We start from the raw sequence: 14,265 nt of genomic DNA, 5'->3' as shown, positions 1-14,265 counted from the left end.
ACTGAGATACCATCCCGAGGTGCGTATGGACTTCAGTACTTTCGTGCCTGATCTGCTTGTCAATCTCCTGAGTGCGGCGGCGATCTTCACATTGAGCGCACTCTTTTGGCCCTCGCGGCACGCGATCTTGGCGTGGCTGCGGTCGCTCGTGTCGATCCACGGCGTTCAGCTCTATCTGTCGATGAATGGAGATCGCTGGAACATCGAAGTACCGAACGCGTCGATCAACGACGTCAAGTGGAGACTGAGACGATATACCTTGTCCAGCGCCGATCACGTCACGAGCGGGACCGCGGACGAGTACAGCGAAGCGTTCGAACTGTTTGGAGCTGGGTTCGATCGAGGCTACGAAGCAGAGGCCAACGACATCGCTGCAGAGCTCAAGAAGCTCCGCATCTTCATCCGCGTGATCGGCACTGTTGGCGGGGAGTACCCCGTCTCCGGCGAGGAACCGTCGCTTTGACCCAATGCCGCGACTCTGAGGTTCTCTTGTGGTTGGCGTTCTCGAGGACGTCGTCGGCGGCTTCGGTCCTGACGAAGGGGTGGACGCGGTCGTTACAGCCGTCGATGAAGGTGCTTGAGGTCTTTGACCGACGTGTAAATGCCGCGGTGGATGGCTTGGCGCTCGATGACGGAGACCCAGACTTCAACCAGGCTCATCGAGGACGCCCGGGTCGGTGTGAAGTGCACGGTGACCGGCGGGTTCGCCGCGAGCCAGTCCTTGATCTCGGGGGTCCTGTGGGCGGCGTAGCCGGATGACCGCCCCCGCTTCTCGAGGCCGCGATAGTTGGAGCCGGCCATGCCCGCGCCGTCCCCCGACGTCCGTCCACGTCCCAGACAGACCATCCACGTCCTGAGACAACCCGCTGACCATACGCTGACCACGAGCCCGAAACCGACCTCGCACCCCCTGCGCCCCAGTCACCGAAACCACCTCTGAACTGCACAAACACCCGTGCGCCTGGGCAGATTCGAACTGCCGACACCCGCTTTAGGAGAGCGGTGCTCTATCCCCTGAGCTACAGGCGCACGGGCCGCGCCAGGTACCCGGTCAGCCTCCCTCGCGGTTCTCGCGCGGGGCCTGCGCAGGGCATCTGGATCGTCCCGTTGCACCGCCGGGCCTGAGACACAACCCGCGCGGCGGTGCTGAGCCTACCGTGGGTGGCGGTGAAGGCGCCGACGGCAACGCTCGCCTACTCGGACCAGGTCGGCGACCGAGCAGCACCGGACGTCCGGGATCATCACCCACCTCCGCTCTGCACAGACCGAGCCGTCGCCGGCGGATCACCGACTTCCTGAACTCCGTGATCCCCACACGGGATCGTGGTCACGCTGGCGTGCTCGATCCGCGTCACGAGGAACCACCGGATGGCACTGCGCAACCGGCACCATCCGATCAGGTACCAGCGGCCGTTCGTGGATCCGAACATGACCGGCTCGACGTCGCGGGTCGTCGTGCTGCCGTCACGCGCGACGTAGCGGATGCGCACGACGCGTTGCTCGGCCATCGCTTCGTCGAGTGCCGATCTGACCGCGCGAACCGGAGGTGACCGCCGGTCCACCCAGATGCGACTCGCGAGCTCGTCGGCCCTTGTCCGGGTCCGCGGGTCGAGGACGTCGAGGATCTTCTTCACACCGGCCGAGGCCAGGTCGGCATAGGGGGCGTCGGAGGCAGCCGAGACGGCCGCGAGGAGCGCCACAGCCTGCGCGGGCGTCAGGCTGACCGGCGGGAGGTTCGCCCTGGCGGCCAGACCGTAGCCGCCGCCGGGGCCCGGGCGCGACCAGATCGGGGCTCCGCTGTGCTCGAGGGCGGCGAGGTCGCGCTTGACCGTCCGCACCGAGACCCCGAACTCCGCCGCGAGTCGCTCGGCCGTGCATCCGCGGGAACCGTTGCGGCGCAACATCTCGACCAGGGCGTGGAGCCGTTCCACCCGCTTCATGTCCGCGCCTCCGCCAAAACCATGCCAGAAATGGTGACACACCGTTGTCCACCGGGCTTGCGAGCATCGCCGTATGACGACGAACACGAACAACCCGACCATCATCCTGATCGCCGGCCACTGGCTCGGCGCGTGGGCGTGGGACGAGGTGGTGGAGCACCTGACCGCTGCCGGCCGGCGAGCCATTCCGATGACCCTCCCCGGCCTGGACGCGACAGACCCCGAGCGAGCCTCCCGGACGCTCGACGACCAGGCGGCGGCGATCGAGCAGGTCGCAGCCTCCGAGGAGCACCCGGTGGTCATCGTGGCGCACAGCGGCGCCAACGCCCCGGTGAGCCTGGTGCTCGACCATCACCCCGAGCTCGTCCGACGTGTGGTCTGGGTCGACAGCGGACCGGCCGCGCCCGGAAGCGTCTTCGCTCCCGACCGCGCGGACGAGCTGCCCCTGCCACCCTTCGAGGCGCTTGCGGAGCAGGCCAGCCTCGACGGCTTGAGCACCCACGATCTCGAGCGATTCCGGGCCCGGGCCGTCCCGGAGCCCGGTCCCGTGCTTCGCCAGCCGGTGGAGCTCAGCAACGACGCACGCCTGCAGGTCCCGACCACGCTGGTGTGCTGCTCGATCCCGAGCGCCCAGGTGAGGGAGCTGGCCGACGCCGGCCATCCGATGTTCGCCGAGGTCGCGAACCTCCAGCACCTCGACCTCGTCGACCTGCCGACCGGCCACTGGCCCATGTGGAGTCGCCCGCAGGACCTCGCCCAGGTCCTCGCCGCCGCAGCAACATCCCGGGTGGGCTGAACCGCCAGCGGGCGCACAGGGGGCCAGGCACCCAGCCAGACGGCTGCACAGTTGTGCTATAAACAACACATGCGTGCAGCCCCCGATGACCTCACCGCCTCCGCCCGGATCCGCGCCGCAGCGATGCGCCTGTTCGCCGAGCGCGGGTTCGACGCCACGTCGATCCGCGACGTCGCCGCCGAGGCCGGCGTGTCCTCCTCGCTCGTCGTCCACCACTTCAAGACGAAGGCGCAGCTCAAGGAGGCCACCGACGCCCGGCTGATCTCTGCGCTCACCTCGATGCCCGCGGACGTGCCCACGGACGCGGGGGGCGGATTTCAGCGAGATGGCCGGATCGATGGCCGAGCTCCTCCGCGGCGAGCCGGAGCTCATGCGCTACATGCGTCGCATGCTCATCGACGGCGGTGAGGCCGCGAGCGGACTGTTCCACGGTCTCGTCGAGGCCACCGTGAACGAGCTCGGCGCCCAGGAGGCCGCCGGGATCGTCCGACCGTCGGTCGACGCGCGTGCCCGCGCCGTGTTCCTGATCGTCAACGACCTCGGCGCGATCATCCTGCGCGACCTCGTCGAGCAGGCGACCGGGCTGGACCCGTTCAGCCCGGCCGGCATGGCGCAGTGGGGAGCGGTCGTCATGGAGGTCTACACGGGCGGCATCTACGCGAGCGGGCCGCCGCCCTATGCCGCGCCGCCACCTTCGGGGACGAGCGCGCCCCCACCTGCCGCCGCTCCGTCGACCGCACCCCCGTCCACCACACCCGAGTCCGCCACACCCCCGGACGCCACCCGTCCGTCCACCGACAGAGAGGACCGCTGAGCATGGCGTCACCCGTGATCGAGACACACAGCCTGACCAGGTCGTTCGGCCCCCACCGCGGGATCATCGACGTCGACCTCGAGGTCGAGCCGGGTCAGATCTTCGGCTTCCTCGGCCCCAACGGTGCCGGCAAGTCGACGACCATCCGCATCCTCATGGGGCTCTACCACGCGTCGTCGGGCACCGCACAGGTGCTCGGGCTCGACCCGCGCCGGGACTCCGTCGAGCTGCACCGGCGCACCGGTTACCTGCCCGGCGAGCTCGCCCTGTACCCGCGCATGACCGGACGCGAGATCCTCGAGCGGTTCCGCTCGGCCCGCGGCCTGCGGGACACGCGCTACCGGGACGAGCTGATCGAGCGCTTCGGCGCCGAGGTCGACCGCCCCACGCAGACGCTGTCGAAGGGCAACAAGCAGAAGCTAGGGATCGTCCTGGCGTTCATGCACCGGCCCGAGCTGCTCGTGCTCGACGAGGCGACGTCGGGCCTCGACCCGCTCCTGCAGCAGGAGTTCATCTCCCTCCTGCGGGAGACCGCGGCCGACGGTCGCACCGTCTTCCTCTCGTCGCACGACCTCGACGAGGTGCAGCGCGTCGTGCACCGGCTCGCGATCATCCGCGAGGGGCGGATCGTCGTGGCCGACACCGTCGACGGGCTGCGCAAGCACGCCCCGCGGACGATCGAGCTGACCTTCGATCGCGACGTCGACACCACCACGCTCACGCAGCTCGACGGCGTCCAGGTCACCGGGACGGACCCGCGCCGCGTGCTGCTCACCATCACCGGACCCGTCGCGCCGGTGCTCCGCGCGATCGCACCGCTCGACCCGATCGACCTCCTCGCACGGCCGGCCGACCTCGACGAGCTGTTCCTCGACTACTACCGTTCCACCGACCTTCCGGAGGCCACCCGTGCGCACTGAGATCGCCCAGATCGACCTCCGGCTGCGTCGCCGCTCGATCATCTGGTTCGCCGTCGGCCTTGCGGCGTACGCCTTCCTGCTCGTCGCGATGTACCCGTCGGTCAAGTCCGACGCGTCGCTCGGCGACCTCACCGCGAACAACCCGACCGTCGCCGCGATGCTCGGGGTGAACGGCTCGCTGACGGCGCCGACCGGCTGGGTCAACGGCAACCTGTACGCGAACTTCCTGCCGCTCATGATCCTGCTGCTCACCATCGGGTACGGGGCCTCGTCGATCGCCGGACAGTCCGAGGACGGCTCACTCGGCCTCGTCGCGACGCTGCCGATCAGCCGACGCCGGCTCGTCCGCGAGAAGTCGCTCGTCCTGGCGCTGCTCGCGGTCCCGATCGCCGTCCTGACGATGGCGTTCATCCTGCTCGGGCGTCACTACCAGCTGACCCTGCCGACCGGCGCGGTCATCGGCTCGACGGTGGCGATCCTCGTCATGGGCGTGGACTTCGGACTGGTCGCGATGCTCATCGGGGTGCTCTCCGGCAGCCGCGGGCTCGCCCTCGGCCTGACCTCGGCCCTCGCGGCGGCGTCCTACCTGGTCAGCTCGCTGGCTCCGGTGCTGAGCTGGGCGCACACCCTGCGACCGGCGTCCTTGTTCTACTGGGCCGTCGGCGGCGACCAGCTCACCGCCGGACCGTCGCTCTCGGCCTGGGCGGTCCTGGTGCTCGTCGGCGTCGCCCTGCACCTCGCGATCGTCGTGCTGATCGAACGGCTCGACATCCGCTGACGCGCTGATCGGACGACGGACTCCGTTGCCGCCGCCTCCCCCGTGAGGTAGGACTGATCTCCGGGGGGGTGGTGGCGGTGCGCGGTGAACGGTGGTGGGTTCCGCTCGCGTTCATTCTTCCGGGCATCGCCCTCGCGTGGTCCGAGCTCGCCGGCACCACCGTCGTACCGTGGGCGATCGGCGCCGGGTACGGGGTCGTCGTCATCGGGATGATCGTTCGCGCGGTGCGGCCGTCCGCAACAGGTCGGCGGACGCGGTCCGCGGCCTCACCAGCGATGGACGGGTTCGACGCGGCCCAGAGCATCTACCTCGCACGGCCCGATGTCGGCCCGGTGCACTACGGGTGGGACGGGCCGACCGGGACGACGGAGGTCGTCGACCGGCCGGAGCCGGACCCCGGAGACCTCCGCCCGGTGGCTCCCCCGCCCGACCGCGACGGACCCGCCCCGTCAGCCCGGTAGCACCACCCGGTCCCCCGGCACGAGCTCACCGGACACCTCGACCCATCCGTCGGCCACGACGCCCACGGCCACCGGCACCTGACGACGCACCTCACCGTCCAGGACGACGCTCGGGCTACCGGTCGCGTCCGCCACGATCGCGGCGACCGGCACCGTGAGGACGCCGTCCCGCTGGTCCGCGGCCCGGACGACGGTCACCGGTGTCCCCGTCGCCCGTCCGGGCTCCTCGACGTCGAACCCGACGCTGAGGGTGACCCGTCCGTCGACGACGTCCCGACCGGTCGCGACGACATGCGCCGCAGTCGTCGCGCCGTCCGACCATGCGACCGTCACAGCCGCTCCCGCCGGCCAGTCGGCGACGTCCTCGGCGTCGACCTCGGCGCCGACGACCTGCGCGGAACTCGCGATGGTCAGCACCGCAGCGCCGCTCCGCACGGCGTCCCCTGGCTGCAGCAACCGGGCGGTGACCTCGCTCGCGTCCGGCACCACGACGAGGTCCCCGAGCGCGACGACGCCGTCCGGCTCCAGTCGCCCGAGGTCCGCCTCCCAGCGTTCGACCGCAGCGGCGGTGACCGACGTGAACGCGTCGTCGACCGTCAGGCCGTCGCCGTAGCCGAGCGCGGTCAGCAGCTCCTCGAGGGCCCGGACGTCCGCGCCGTCGTCGACGCCGAGCTCCAGGTCGCGCCAGAACGCGACGTCCGTCCAGATCGCGACGACCGGTTCACCGTCCGCGGCGTACAGGACCGTCCCCGTCGTGACCGCGGTCCCGAGGGCCGCGAGCGCGGTGAGCGTCGCCGTCGGTGTGCTCGACGCCGCCCCGGTGGACGTCTGCCCGGTGCTCTGCGGCAGCACGCTGGTCGACGGGAGCGCGCCGGTCGACACGCCGCTCGTCGGGACGGCACCCGTCCGCGAGGACGTGCTCGGGTCCGACGGGACGGATGAGGTCGGCGATGTGCCCGTCCCCGGCGTGGTGCCGGGCTTGGTCGTGGGGGCGGGTGTGGTCGTCGGGGCCGGTGTGGTCGTGGGGATTGGCGTCGGTGAGATCGTCGGGATCGGGGTCGGGTCCGTCGTCGGCACGGTCGTCGGCACGTCGGTCGGCACTGTCGTTGGGGTGTCCGTCGGTGCGACGGTCGGGTCCACCGTCGGCACGACGGCCACGTCGGCCGGCAGGGCCGTGACGTACGAGACGAGCTCGATCGACCCGAGGGCCGCACCGGTCGTCGAAGTCGCCGTAGCGGTGCTCGCGACCCCAACCGCCGAGGCGCTCGTCGCCCCGCCACCCGACCCCCGGTCGACCCCTCCGGGACCGCGGCCAGCGCCGCCACCCGGGTGTCCCCGAACGTGACGGCGTACCGCGCGGCGCGCTGCACCGTGCCGTCGACGGTGCTCGTCACGGCCATCGTGCGGGTCGTGACGGTCGCGGTCGGGACGGCGGCAGCGGGGTCGGCCGCGTCGGCGCGACTCCCTCGGGCGCCGAGGAGCCCGAGGGAGACCACGACGACGACCGTGGCGGAGGTCAGCGCGACGACGCGACGATGGGTGTCCAGGACGAGAGCACGGCGTGACATGTCAGACGGTCCTCAGCGCTTCGGTGGGAGGGAGTCGGGCGGCGCGCATCGCCGGGTAGAGCCCGGCCACCGCGCCGATGGCGAGAGCGGCGACGAACCCGCCGGCCACACCGACGAGCGGCACGACGACCTGCCAGCCGCGCAGGACGTCGTACCCGGCGGTGACGGCGGCCCCGAGCAGGACGCCGACGAGGCCACCGACTGCGGAGAGCAGCAGCGACTCCATGAGGAACTGCAGGCTCACGTGCCGGCGGGTGGCCCCCAGGGCCCGGCGCAGACCGATCTCCGACCGACGCTCGAGCACCGAGATGACCATGACGTTCGCGATGCCGACACCGCCGACGAGCAGCGCCACCGCGCCCAGGCCGAGGAACAGCCCGGTGAAGGCGCTGCTCGCGGCGGCCTTCGCGGCGATCGCGTCGGACGGGCGCGACACCTCGACCTGGTCCGGGTTCTCCGGGTTCGCGGTCGCGGGGACCACGGCCCGCACGGTGTCCAGTGCGGCCGGGTCGGTGCGCAGGTAGATGGTCTCCGGCGCCTCGGCGGCGTCCATCGACCCGGTGGCGTACGGGCGGCCGATCAGCACCGAGCGGTCGATGTCCTGCGCGAGCTCGAACGAGTCGAGTATCCCGATCACCGCGAACCACTGGTCGCCGATCCACACCATCGGGGCGATCGCGACGTCGTCGATGCCGAGACGTTCCGCCGCGACCGAACCGAGCACGACCACCGGGAGCTGGGCGCTGGCCGCGTCGAGCCACCGGCCGTTCGCGACGGACCCGGCGAGGGACTCGACGAGGTCGAGGTCGGCCGCCTTGACGGTGAGGCCCTGCGTCCGCGTCTCCGGGACCAGGTCCGTCCGGCGCACGGTCGCGTCCACGGACGTCACCGAGCTGACGGTCTGCACCGGGCCGATCCGCCGGAGCATGAGCTCGCTCGTGGTCGGGAGGGTCGCGTCGCCGGCCCCGATGCCGGTGCCGGCCTGGACCGTGAGGAGGTTGGTGCCGAGCCGGTCGAGAGAGGACAACAGCGCGGCGCTCGACGACTGCGAGATCCCGAGGACCCCGACCATCGCCGCGATACCGATCGCGATCCCGAGTGCCGAGAGCGCCGCACGGAGCCGCCGGCTCAGCAGCCCGACCGAGCCGACGCGCAGCACGTCCGCGGCGTGCAGAGAGCTCCGCCGCAGCGTGGTGGGATGCGACATCGCCGCACCCGGAAGAGGCGATCCCGACGGCTGCGTTCCCGACCGCCGCGCAGTCGACGGCACGGACGTCGCCCCGGTCATCGGACCGCCCCCGAGGTGAGGACCCCACGGGCGGAGTCGTGCTCGATCCGGCCGTCCCGCACCGCGACCTGGCGTGGCAGGCTCGCCGCGATCTCGTGGTCGTGCGTGATGACGAGGATCGTCGACCCACCGCCGTGCAGCTCGTGGAGCAGCGCCATGATCGACGCGCTCGACGCGGAGTCGAGGTTGCCCGTCGGCTCGTCGGCGAGGACGAGGGCCGGTTCCCCGACGAGCGCCCGGGCGATCGCGACGCGCTGCCGCTCACCGCCGGACAGCTTCTCCGGGTTGTGGTGCATGCGGTGCGTCAGCCCCACACGTTCGAGGGCCTCCGCCGCACGGGCGCGTCGCAGCCGTCGCGGCACCCCGCGGTAGAGCAGCCCGTCGGCGACGTTGTCGATCGACGTCATCCCCGACAGCAGGAAGAACTGCTGGAACACGAACCCGATCTGCGTCGACCGCAGTGCGGAGAGGTCCTCGTCGGAGAGCATCGACACGTCGTGGCCGGCGACGCGCACCGTGCCGCTGGTCGGGAGGTCCAGCGTGCCGATGATGTTGAGCAGCGTGGACTTCCCCGACCCGGACGGCCCGACGATCGCCACGAGCTCGCCGCGCTCGACGACCAGGTCGATCCCGTGCAGCACGCGCGTGGGCGGGTCGGTGAGGTACTCCTTGACGACGTCGCTCAGCTCGAGGACGACGTCCGGCGCGGCGCTCATGACGGCACCACCACGGACACGCCCGCAGCGACGCCGTCACCGGAGACGGCCACGTAGCCGTCGGCGATCGTCCCGATCTTCACGCCGATCAGGTGCGTCGCACCCGCACCGTCGGACACCTCGAGGGCGTAGCCACCCTCGGCGAGGGCGAGCAGCGCCGTGACGGGCACCGCGAGCACGCGGTCCTCGCGTGAGCGTTCGAGCGCCACGTCCACCGACCCGCTGTCGAACTCCCCGGCCGCTGCCGGGTCGTCGAGCGTGATCTCGACCGGGACCGTCGCGGTCGCGGTCGGGTCGTTCGGGGCGACCTCCGGCTGGGTGCCGATGCTCGTGATCGTCCCGGTGCTCGCGACACCGCCGGGCAGGGTCAGGGCGACCGCCGTCCCGGTCTCGACGTCGTCGGCACGGTCCACCTCGAGGTCCAGGGTCACGAGGGTGCCGGTCGAGGTCGCCGCGAGCACGCCGCTCCCCTGCTGCACCCGGGCCCCGACGGCGGCGACCACCTCGGAGACCCGCACGTCGCCGGTCGAGAACACGACGTCCCCGAGCCCGACGACCCCGTCGGGATCGGCACGCCCGAGGTCCGTCTCCCATCGCGTCACCGCAGCCGCGGTCACGGAGCTGAAGTGGTCGTCGACCGTCAGGTCCGCCCCGTAGCCGAGGTCCGCGAGCGCCTGCTCGAGCTGCCGGACGTCCGGCCCGTCGCTCACGTCGACGTCGAGCGCCCGGAACGCGGGGATGGCCCCGACGAGCAGGACGGCCGGCTCGAGGTCGATCGAGTAGAGCGCCGTGCCGACGGTCACGACGGATCCGACCGGGGCCACCGTGGTGACGGTGCCGGCCCGGCCGGTCGTGAGCGTCCGCAGCCCGGCGTAGGCGAGCTCACCGGTGAAGGTCTCGGTGACGACGAGGTCGCGCCGTTCGATGGGTTCCGTCGGCAGCGTGCGTGCCGCGACCGTGCCGTCCTGCGCGGCGGACCGGCCGGCGGTCATCGCCGCCACCCCGCCCGCGGCCGCGGCCACCGCGGCGACGGACACGACGGCCACCACGACCCGGCGGCGTGGTCGACGGCTCCGGTCGCGTGACATCTACGCCCCCGTGCCGGCGGCGATCGCGTCGCGGGCCGCGGCGAAGTCGCTCTGGCAGGTCTCGAGCGCGGCGATCACGGCCGGGTCGGTCCGGTCGACGTCACCGAGCATGCCGCCACCGCCGGGGCCGGAGGTCGTCGAGAAGTCCGGGTCGGCGACGTCGATGCCCTCGTCGCGCATGCACTGCACGAACGCCAGCGCGGCGTCCTGGAACTCCGTCGTGTCCCGGATCGCGGAGCCGAACGCGCCGGTCGGCACCTCGCCGCAGACGTCCTGGGCGGCGAGGAGCGCGTCGTGGTCGATCGTCGGGGTCCCGGTGCCGCCGCCGCTGCCCGGGCCGCCACCGCCGAGCGTGAGGTTGCCGTCCGCGTCGACCGTCGGGTCGGCGATGTCGACCCCCTGGTCACGGATGCACTGGACGTACGCGAGGAGCTCCGCCTCGGTGCTCGCGGAGGTGCCGGCGGAGTCGGTCGTGGAGGTGCCGGCACCCTGGAGGGAGGCCACCTGGGTTCCGTCGGTGGAGGTGCTGCATGCGGTCAGGGTCAGACCTGCCGCAACTGCGAGGAGGGCCCATGCCCGAGGTCGTCTGGTCATGGAGACGACGTTCCCGTCCCCGGGTAAGAGCACCACGACCCGGCGACTAAGGGTTGGGTGAGATTTCCGCCGCGACGCACCACTCTTACCGCTTCCTTACCCGGAGCGCCGAGCATGGGGTCCGGGGAGGCCAGAATGGGCGACGTGCAGATACTGGTGGTCGACGACGACGAGGCGGTGCGCGACAGCCTGCGCCGCAGCCTGTCGTTCGAGGGCTACGACGTGCGCACCGCGGTGGACGGGGTCGACGCGCTCGCTGCCGTCGAGGCGCACGCGCCGGACGTCGTCGTCCTGGACCTGCAGATGCCCCGCATGGACGGCCTGGAGATGTGCCGCCGCCTGCGCGCGGGCGGTCACGACGTCCCGGTCCTCATGCTGACGGCACGCGACGGCACCCGTGACCGCGTCACCGGCCTGGACGTCGGCGCGGACGACTACCTACCCAAGCCGTTCGCCCTCGAGGAGCTGCTCGCCCGGCTCCGCGCGCTGCTACGGCGGAGCGGCGCCCGGGCGGCGACGTCCCACGTGCTGCGGTTCGCGGACCTCGTCATGGACACCGACACGCGCGAGGTGACCCGGGCCGGCGTCCCGCTCACCCTGACCCGCACCGAGCACTCCCTGCTCGAGCTGCTCCTGCTGCACCCGCGCCAGGTGCTGTCCCGCACGCAGATCCTGCGCGACGTGTGGGGGTACGAGTACGACAACGGCTCCAACACCCTCGAGGTGTACGTGGGCTACCTGCGCCACAAGCTCGAGGCGTCCGGGGGCGGGCGGCTGCTGCACAACGTCCGCGGCGTCGGCTACGTCCTGCGGGAACCGACGACCTCCGCCCGCGGCGCATGAGCAGACGATCGGGCGGGGCACCGGACCGGGCTCCAAGCCGAGCTCCTGGCCAGATTCCGGGCCAGGCTCCGAGCAGAGTGCGCCGGTCCTTCGCGCGGCTCGCCCGCCCGAGCCTCCGCCGGCGGCTCGCCCTGCTCAGCGCCCTCGCCGTCGTCGTGGCGATCGCGAGCGCGAGCGCCCTCGCCTACTTCACGATGTCCGAGGCGCTGCGCAACCAGGTCGACCGCGCGCTGCTGACGAACCCGCTGACGGTCACCGGCACGTTCCCCCAGGGGTCGACGACCGAGGGACGCGTCGCGGGCCGGCTCGACCCCGAGTCCCTGTGCAGCGGCACCGCCGACGTCGCGACCCGGTTCCAGATGGTCATCGGCACGGTGCAGGTGGTGCGCGCCGACGGGACGACATGCACCCGGGACCCGGCCGACGAGGTCACCCCCACCGCGGCGGACGTCGCCGTCGCGAACGGTGGCGCGGCGACGTCCCCGCGCGACGACGTCACGCAGGGCGGCACCCACGTGCGCGTCCGGACCACGGCACTGAGCTCCGGCTACGCGCTGCTCGTCGCCCGGGACCTCACCGACGTCGACGCGACGCTCCGCCAGCTCGCCCTCGTGCTCGCGCTGGCGACCGGTGCCGGCGCCCTGCTCGCGACCGTCGCCGGCCTGCTCGTCGCGCGCACCGGCCTGCGCCCGATCGACGACCTCACCCGCACCGCCGAGAGCATCGCCGCCACCCAGGATCTCGGCATCCCGATCCCGGTGCGGGGCGACGACGAGGTCGCCCGGCTCGCCACCGCCTTCAACGCGATGACCACCGCCCTGGCCGTGGCGCGCGCCCGCCAGCAGCAGCTCGTCGCCGACGCCGGTCACGAGCTCCGCACCCCGCTGACCAGCCTGCGGACCAACATCGAGCTCCTCGCGCGCAGCGAGGCGGCCGGGCGCCCGCTGCCGCCCGAGGACCGCCGGGCGCTGCTGCAGAGCGTCACCGCCCAGCTCGTCGAGCTCGGCGACCTGGTCACCGAGCTCACCGTCCTCTCGCACGACGAACCGCAGCGCGCCCACGAGACCGTGCGGCTCGACGACGTCGTCCGGCGTGCGGTCGAGCGTGCCTCACGGCGCGGCGACCACGAGCTGCTGGCCGACCTCGAACCCTGGGAGCTCGACGGCGACCCGGGCGCGCTGGAGCGTGCGGTCCTCAACCTGCTCGACAACGCGGTCAAGTTCTCCCCTGCCGGCTCGACCGTGCGCCTGCGGCTCGCCGACGGGACGCTGACCGTCGAGGACTCCGGGCCGGGCATCGCGGACGAGGACCAGTCACGCGTCTTCGACCGGTTCTGGCGCTCGGAGCGCGCCCGCGGGATGCCCGGCAGCGGGCTCGGCCTGGCGATCGTCGCCGACACGGCCGCGCGGCACGGCGGCACGGTCTCCGCGTCGACCGCGCCGGAGGGCGGAGCGCTCCTCACGTTCACCCTCCCGGGCCGACGGCCCGCCGAGCGACCGGACTCGCGCGTCTGAGGCGGCGCACGATCACGGGCGCTGCCCGATCAGCGGCGCTACCCGGTCAGATGAGCCGGCCGCTCAGACGACGTTCCCGCTCACAACCCCTGCCACGCCGGCTTCGCGGCGTACGTGCTGCGGAAGTAGTCCGCGAGCTGCAGCCGGCTCGCTGCGGCGGCGTCGACGAGCACGCTCACGTGCGGGTGGTGCTGCAGGATCGTCGCCGGCCACATCGCGCTGACCGGACCCTCGACGAGGTGGTGGATCGCCTCGGCCTTGGCCCGACCCGTCGCGATCAGCACGATGTGCCGGGCGCCCATGATCGTCGCGAGCCCCTGCGTCAGGCAGTGGTGCGGCACCAGGTTCACGTCTCCGCCGAAGAACCGAGCGTTGTCCGTGCGCGTCTGATCGGTGAGCGTCTTGATGCGGGTCCGCGAGGCGAGCGACGACCCGGGCTCGTTGAAGCCCACGTGGCCGTCGGAGCCGATGCCGAGGATCTGCAGGTCCACCCCGCCGACCTCGGCGATCGCCGCCTCGTACCGCGCGCACGCCGCGACGACGTCATCCGCGAGCCCGTCCGGACCCTGCACCGCTCCCGGCGCGAAGTCGACGCGCGAGGCGATCTCCCTCTCGATCACGTTGCGGTAGCGCTCGGGGTGGTCGGCGGCGAGCCCGACGTACTCGTCGAGCATGAAGGCCCGCGCCTGCGCGAACGTGACGCGACCCTCGGCGTGGCGGCGGGCGAGCTCGTCGTAGATGCCGAGCGGGCTCGACCCGGTCGCGAGGCCGAGCACCGCCGCCGGCTTCGCGGTCAGCAGCTGCTCGATCGCGCCTGCGGCCAGGGCCGCAAGCTCCTCGGGTGCCGCGATCACGACCTCCATCTCAACGTCCTCTCTGCTCTGCCTGGGGACCGGCGGTGCGCCCGGCCCGTGTGCTCCGTGTGCGCCGTGTGCGCCGTGTCGT

18 protein-coding genes and 1 tRNA gene are annotated in these 14,265 nt (G+C 72.2%); 10 read left to right on the top strand and 9 right to left on the bottom strand.

What is annotated here, in order from left to right; translation table 11 throughout:
* Positions 1-19 precede the first annotated feature (19 nt).
* The gene (locus LJB74_RS13830; protein WP_259309086.1) at positions 20-463 is read left to right on the top strand and encodes a hypothetical protein; all 444 of its coding nucleotides are present in this window, start codon (positions 20-22) and stop codon (positions 461-463) included.
* Between the two features lie 92 nt (positions 464-555).
* On the opposite strand, the gene LJB74_RS13825 is transcribed toward LJB74_RS13830, so the two are convergent.
* From LJB74_RS13825 to LJB74_RS13815, 3 genes are all read right to left on the bottom strand, one after another.
* Positions 556-801, bottom strand: a complete 246-nt coding sequence (locus LJB74_RS13825) for a hypothetical protein (protein ID WP_259309085.1) — start codon at positions 799-801, stop codon at positions 556-558.
* Positions 802-956: 155 nt separating this feature from the next.
* A tRNA-Arg gene (locus tag LJB74_RS13820) sits at positions 957-1,029 on the bottom strand.
* Positions 1,030-1,241: 212 nt separating this feature from the next.
* A complete protein-coding gene (locus LJB74_RS13815; protein ID WP_259309084.1) occupies positions 1,242-1,940 on the bottom strand; it encodes a YafY family protein in 699 nt (232 codons plus the stop codon).
* Positions 1,941-2,013: 73 nt separating this feature from the next.
* Between LJB74_RS13815 and LJB74_RS13810 the strand changes: the two genes are divergently transcribed.
* From LJB74_RS13810 to LJB74_RS13785, 6 genes are all read left to right on the top strand, one after another.
* Positions 2,014-2,736 carry an alpha/beta fold hydrolase gene (locus LJB74_RS13810; protein ID WP_259309083.1) on the top strand — a complete coding sequence of 241 codons (723 nt, stop codon included), beginning with the start codon at positions 2,014-2,016 and terminating at the stop codon, positions 2,734-2,736.
* A gap of 69 nt (positions 2,737-2,805) precedes the next feature.
* A complete protein-coding gene (locus tag LJB74_RS13805) occupies positions 2,806-3,144 on the top strand; it encodes a helix-turn-helix domain-containing protein (protein ID WP_259309082.1) in 339 nt (112 codons plus the stop codon).
* Entirely contained in the window at positions 3,074-3,550 is a 477-nt protein-coding gene (locus LJB74_RS13800; protein WP_259309081.1) for a hypothetical protein, read from the top strand. The genes LJB74_RS13805 and LJB74_RS13800 overlap by 71 nt, the downstream gene beginning before the upstream one ends.
* Positions 3,551-3,564: 14 nt before the next feature.
* Positions 3,565-4,470 (top strand): ABC transporter ATP-binding protein, encoded by a 906-nt coding sequence (locus tag LJB74_RS13795; protein ID WP_259309080.1) that lies wholly within the window; start codon positions 3,565-3,567, stop codon positions 4,468-4,470.
* Positions 4,460-5,248 (top strand): ABC transporter permease, encoded by a 789-nt coding sequence (locus tag LJB74_RS13790; RefSeq protein ID WP_259309079.1) that lies wholly within the window; start codon positions 4,460-4,462, stop codon positions 5,246-5,248. The genes LJB74_RS13795 and LJB74_RS13790 overlap by 11 nt, the downstream gene beginning before the upstream one ends.
* Before the next feature lie 77 nt (positions 5,249-5,325).
* A complete protein-coding gene (locus LJB74_RS13785) occupies positions 5,326-5,709 on the top strand; it encodes a hypothetical protein (protein WP_259309078.1) in 384 nt (127 codons plus the stop codon).
* Here the strand turns inward: LJB74_RS13785 and LJB74_RS13780 are convergent.
* Positions 5,698-6,561 carry a peptidoglycan-binding protein gene (locus LJB74_RS13780; RefSeq protein ID WP_259309077.1) on the bottom strand — a complete coding sequence of 288 codons (864 nt, stop codon included), beginning with the start codon at positions 6,559-6,561 and terminating at the stop codon, positions 5,698-5,700. The genes LJB74_RS13785 and LJB74_RS13780 overlap by 12 nt on opposite strands.
* On the opposite strand from LJB74_RS13780, the gene LJB74_RS13775 reads away from it, so the two are divergent.
* Positions 6,545-7,054, top strand: a complete 510-nt coding sequence (locus LJB74_RS13775; protein ID WP_259309076.1) for a hypothetical protein — start codon at positions 6,545-6,547, stop codon at positions 7,052-7,054. The genes LJB74_RS13780 and LJB74_RS13775 overlap by 17 nt on opposite strands.
* A 224-nt stretch (positions 7,055-7,278) precedes the next feature.
* Here the strand turns inward: LJB74_RS13775 and LJB74_RS13770 are convergent, their stop codons facing one another.
* The 4 genes from LJB74_RS13770 to LJB74_RS13755 form a co-directional block, all read right to left on the bottom strand.
* On the bottom strand, positions 7,279-8,484 hold the full coding sequence (locus LJB74_RS13770) for an ABC transporter permease (RefSeq protein ID WP_259309075.1): 1,206 nt from the start codon (positions 8,482-8,484) through the stop codon (positions 7,279-7,281).
* A 77-nt stretch (positions 8,485-8,561) separates the two neighbouring features.
* Entirely contained in the window at positions 8,562-9,281 is a 720-nt protein-coding gene (locus LJB74_RS13765) for an ABC transporter ATP-binding protein (protein ID WP_259309074.1), read from the bottom strand.
* A complete protein-coding gene (locus LJB74_RS13760) occupies positions 9,278-10,318 on the bottom strand; it encodes a peptidoglycan-binding domain-containing protein (RefSeq protein ID WP_259309073.1) in 1,041 nt (346 codons plus the stop codon). Before LJB74_RS13760 ends, LJB74_RS13765 begins: the two co-directional genes overlap by 4 nt.
* Before the next feature lie 51 nt (positions 10,319-10,369).
* The gene (locus tag LJB74_RS13755; RefSeq protein WP_259309072.1) at positions 10,370-10,963 is read right to left on the bottom strand and encodes a hypothetical protein; all 594 of its coding nucleotides are present in this window, start codon (positions 10,961-10,963) and stop codon (positions 10,370-10,372) included.
* 144 nt (positions 10,964-11,107) lie between these two features.
* Here LJB74_RS13755 and LJB74_RS13750 point away from each other — a divergent pair, with 144 nt between their 5' ends.
* Both LJB74_RS13750 and LJB74_RS13745 read left to right on the top strand, forming a co-directional pair.
* Entirely contained in the window at positions 11,108-11,806 is a 699-nt protein-coding gene (locus LJB74_RS13750) for a response regulator transcription factor (protein ID WP_310650894.1), read from the top strand.
* A 77-nt stretch (positions 11,807-11,883) separates the two neighbouring features.
* The gene (locus LJB74_RS13745) at positions 11,884-13,320 is read left to right on the top strand and encodes a cell wall metabolism sensor histidine kinase WalK (protein WP_259309070.1); all 1,437 of its coding nucleotides are present in this window, start codon (positions 11,884-11,886) and stop codon (positions 13,318-13,320) included.
* An 80-nt stretch (positions 13,321-13,400) separates the two neighbouring features.
* Here the strand turns inward: LJB74_RS13745 and nagB are convergent, their stop codons facing one another.
* The gene (gene nagB / locus LJB74_RS13740; protein ID WP_259309069.1) at positions 13,401-14,183 is read right to left on the bottom strand and encodes a glucosamine-6-phosphate deaminase; all 783 of its coding nucleotides are present in this window, start codon (positions 14,181-14,183) and stop codon (positions 13,401-13,403) included.
* Positions 14,184-14,265 lie beyond the last annotated feature (82 nt).

This window comes from Cellulomonas sp. P24, from assembly GCF_024704385.1.
Classification (GTDB): domain Bacteria; phylum Actinomycetota; class Actinomycetes; order Actinomycetales; family Cellulomonadaceae; genus JAJDFX01.
The sequence above is the reverse complement of the archived record's forward strand: the minus strand, read 5'-3'. Positions and strand labels throughout refer to the sequence as shown.

Coding starts and splice junctions, on each gene's coding strand:
- LJB74_RS13825 (WP_259309085.1), bottom strand. CDS start 801: ATGGCCGGCTCCAACTATCGCGGCCTCGAGAAGCGGGGGCGGTCATCC.
- LJB74_RS13815 (WP_259309084.1), bottom strand. CDS start 1,940: ATGAAGCGGGTGGAACGGCTCCACGCCCTGGTCGAGATGTTGCGCCGC.
- LJB74_RS13810 (WP_259309083.1), top strand. CDS start 2,014: ATGACGACGAACACGAACAACCCGACCATCATCCTGATCGCCGGCCAC.
- LJB74_RS13805 (WP_259309082.1), top strand. CDS start 2,806: ATGCGTGCAGCCCCCGATGACCTCACCGCCTCCGCCCGGATCCGCGCC.
- LJB74_RS13800 (WP_259309081.1), top strand. CDS start 3,074: ATGGCCGAGCTCCTCCGCGGCGAGCCGGAGCTCATGCGCTACATGCGT.
- LJB74_RS13770 (WP_259309075.1), bottom strand. CDS start 8,484: ATGTCGCATCCCACCACGCTGCGGCGGAGCTCTCTGCACGCCGCGGAC.
- LJB74_RS13765 (WP_259309074.1), bottom strand. CDS start 9,281: ATGAGCGCCGCGCCGGACGTCGTCCTCGAGCTGAGCGACGTCGTCAAG.
- LJB74_RS13755 (WP_259309072.1), bottom strand. CDS start 10,963: ATGACCAGACGACCTCGGGCATGGGCCCTCCTCGCAGTTGCGGCAGGT.
- nagB (WP_259309069.1), bottom strand. CDS start 14,183: ATGGAGGTCGTGATCGCGGCACCCGAGGAGCTTGCGGCCCTGGCCGCA.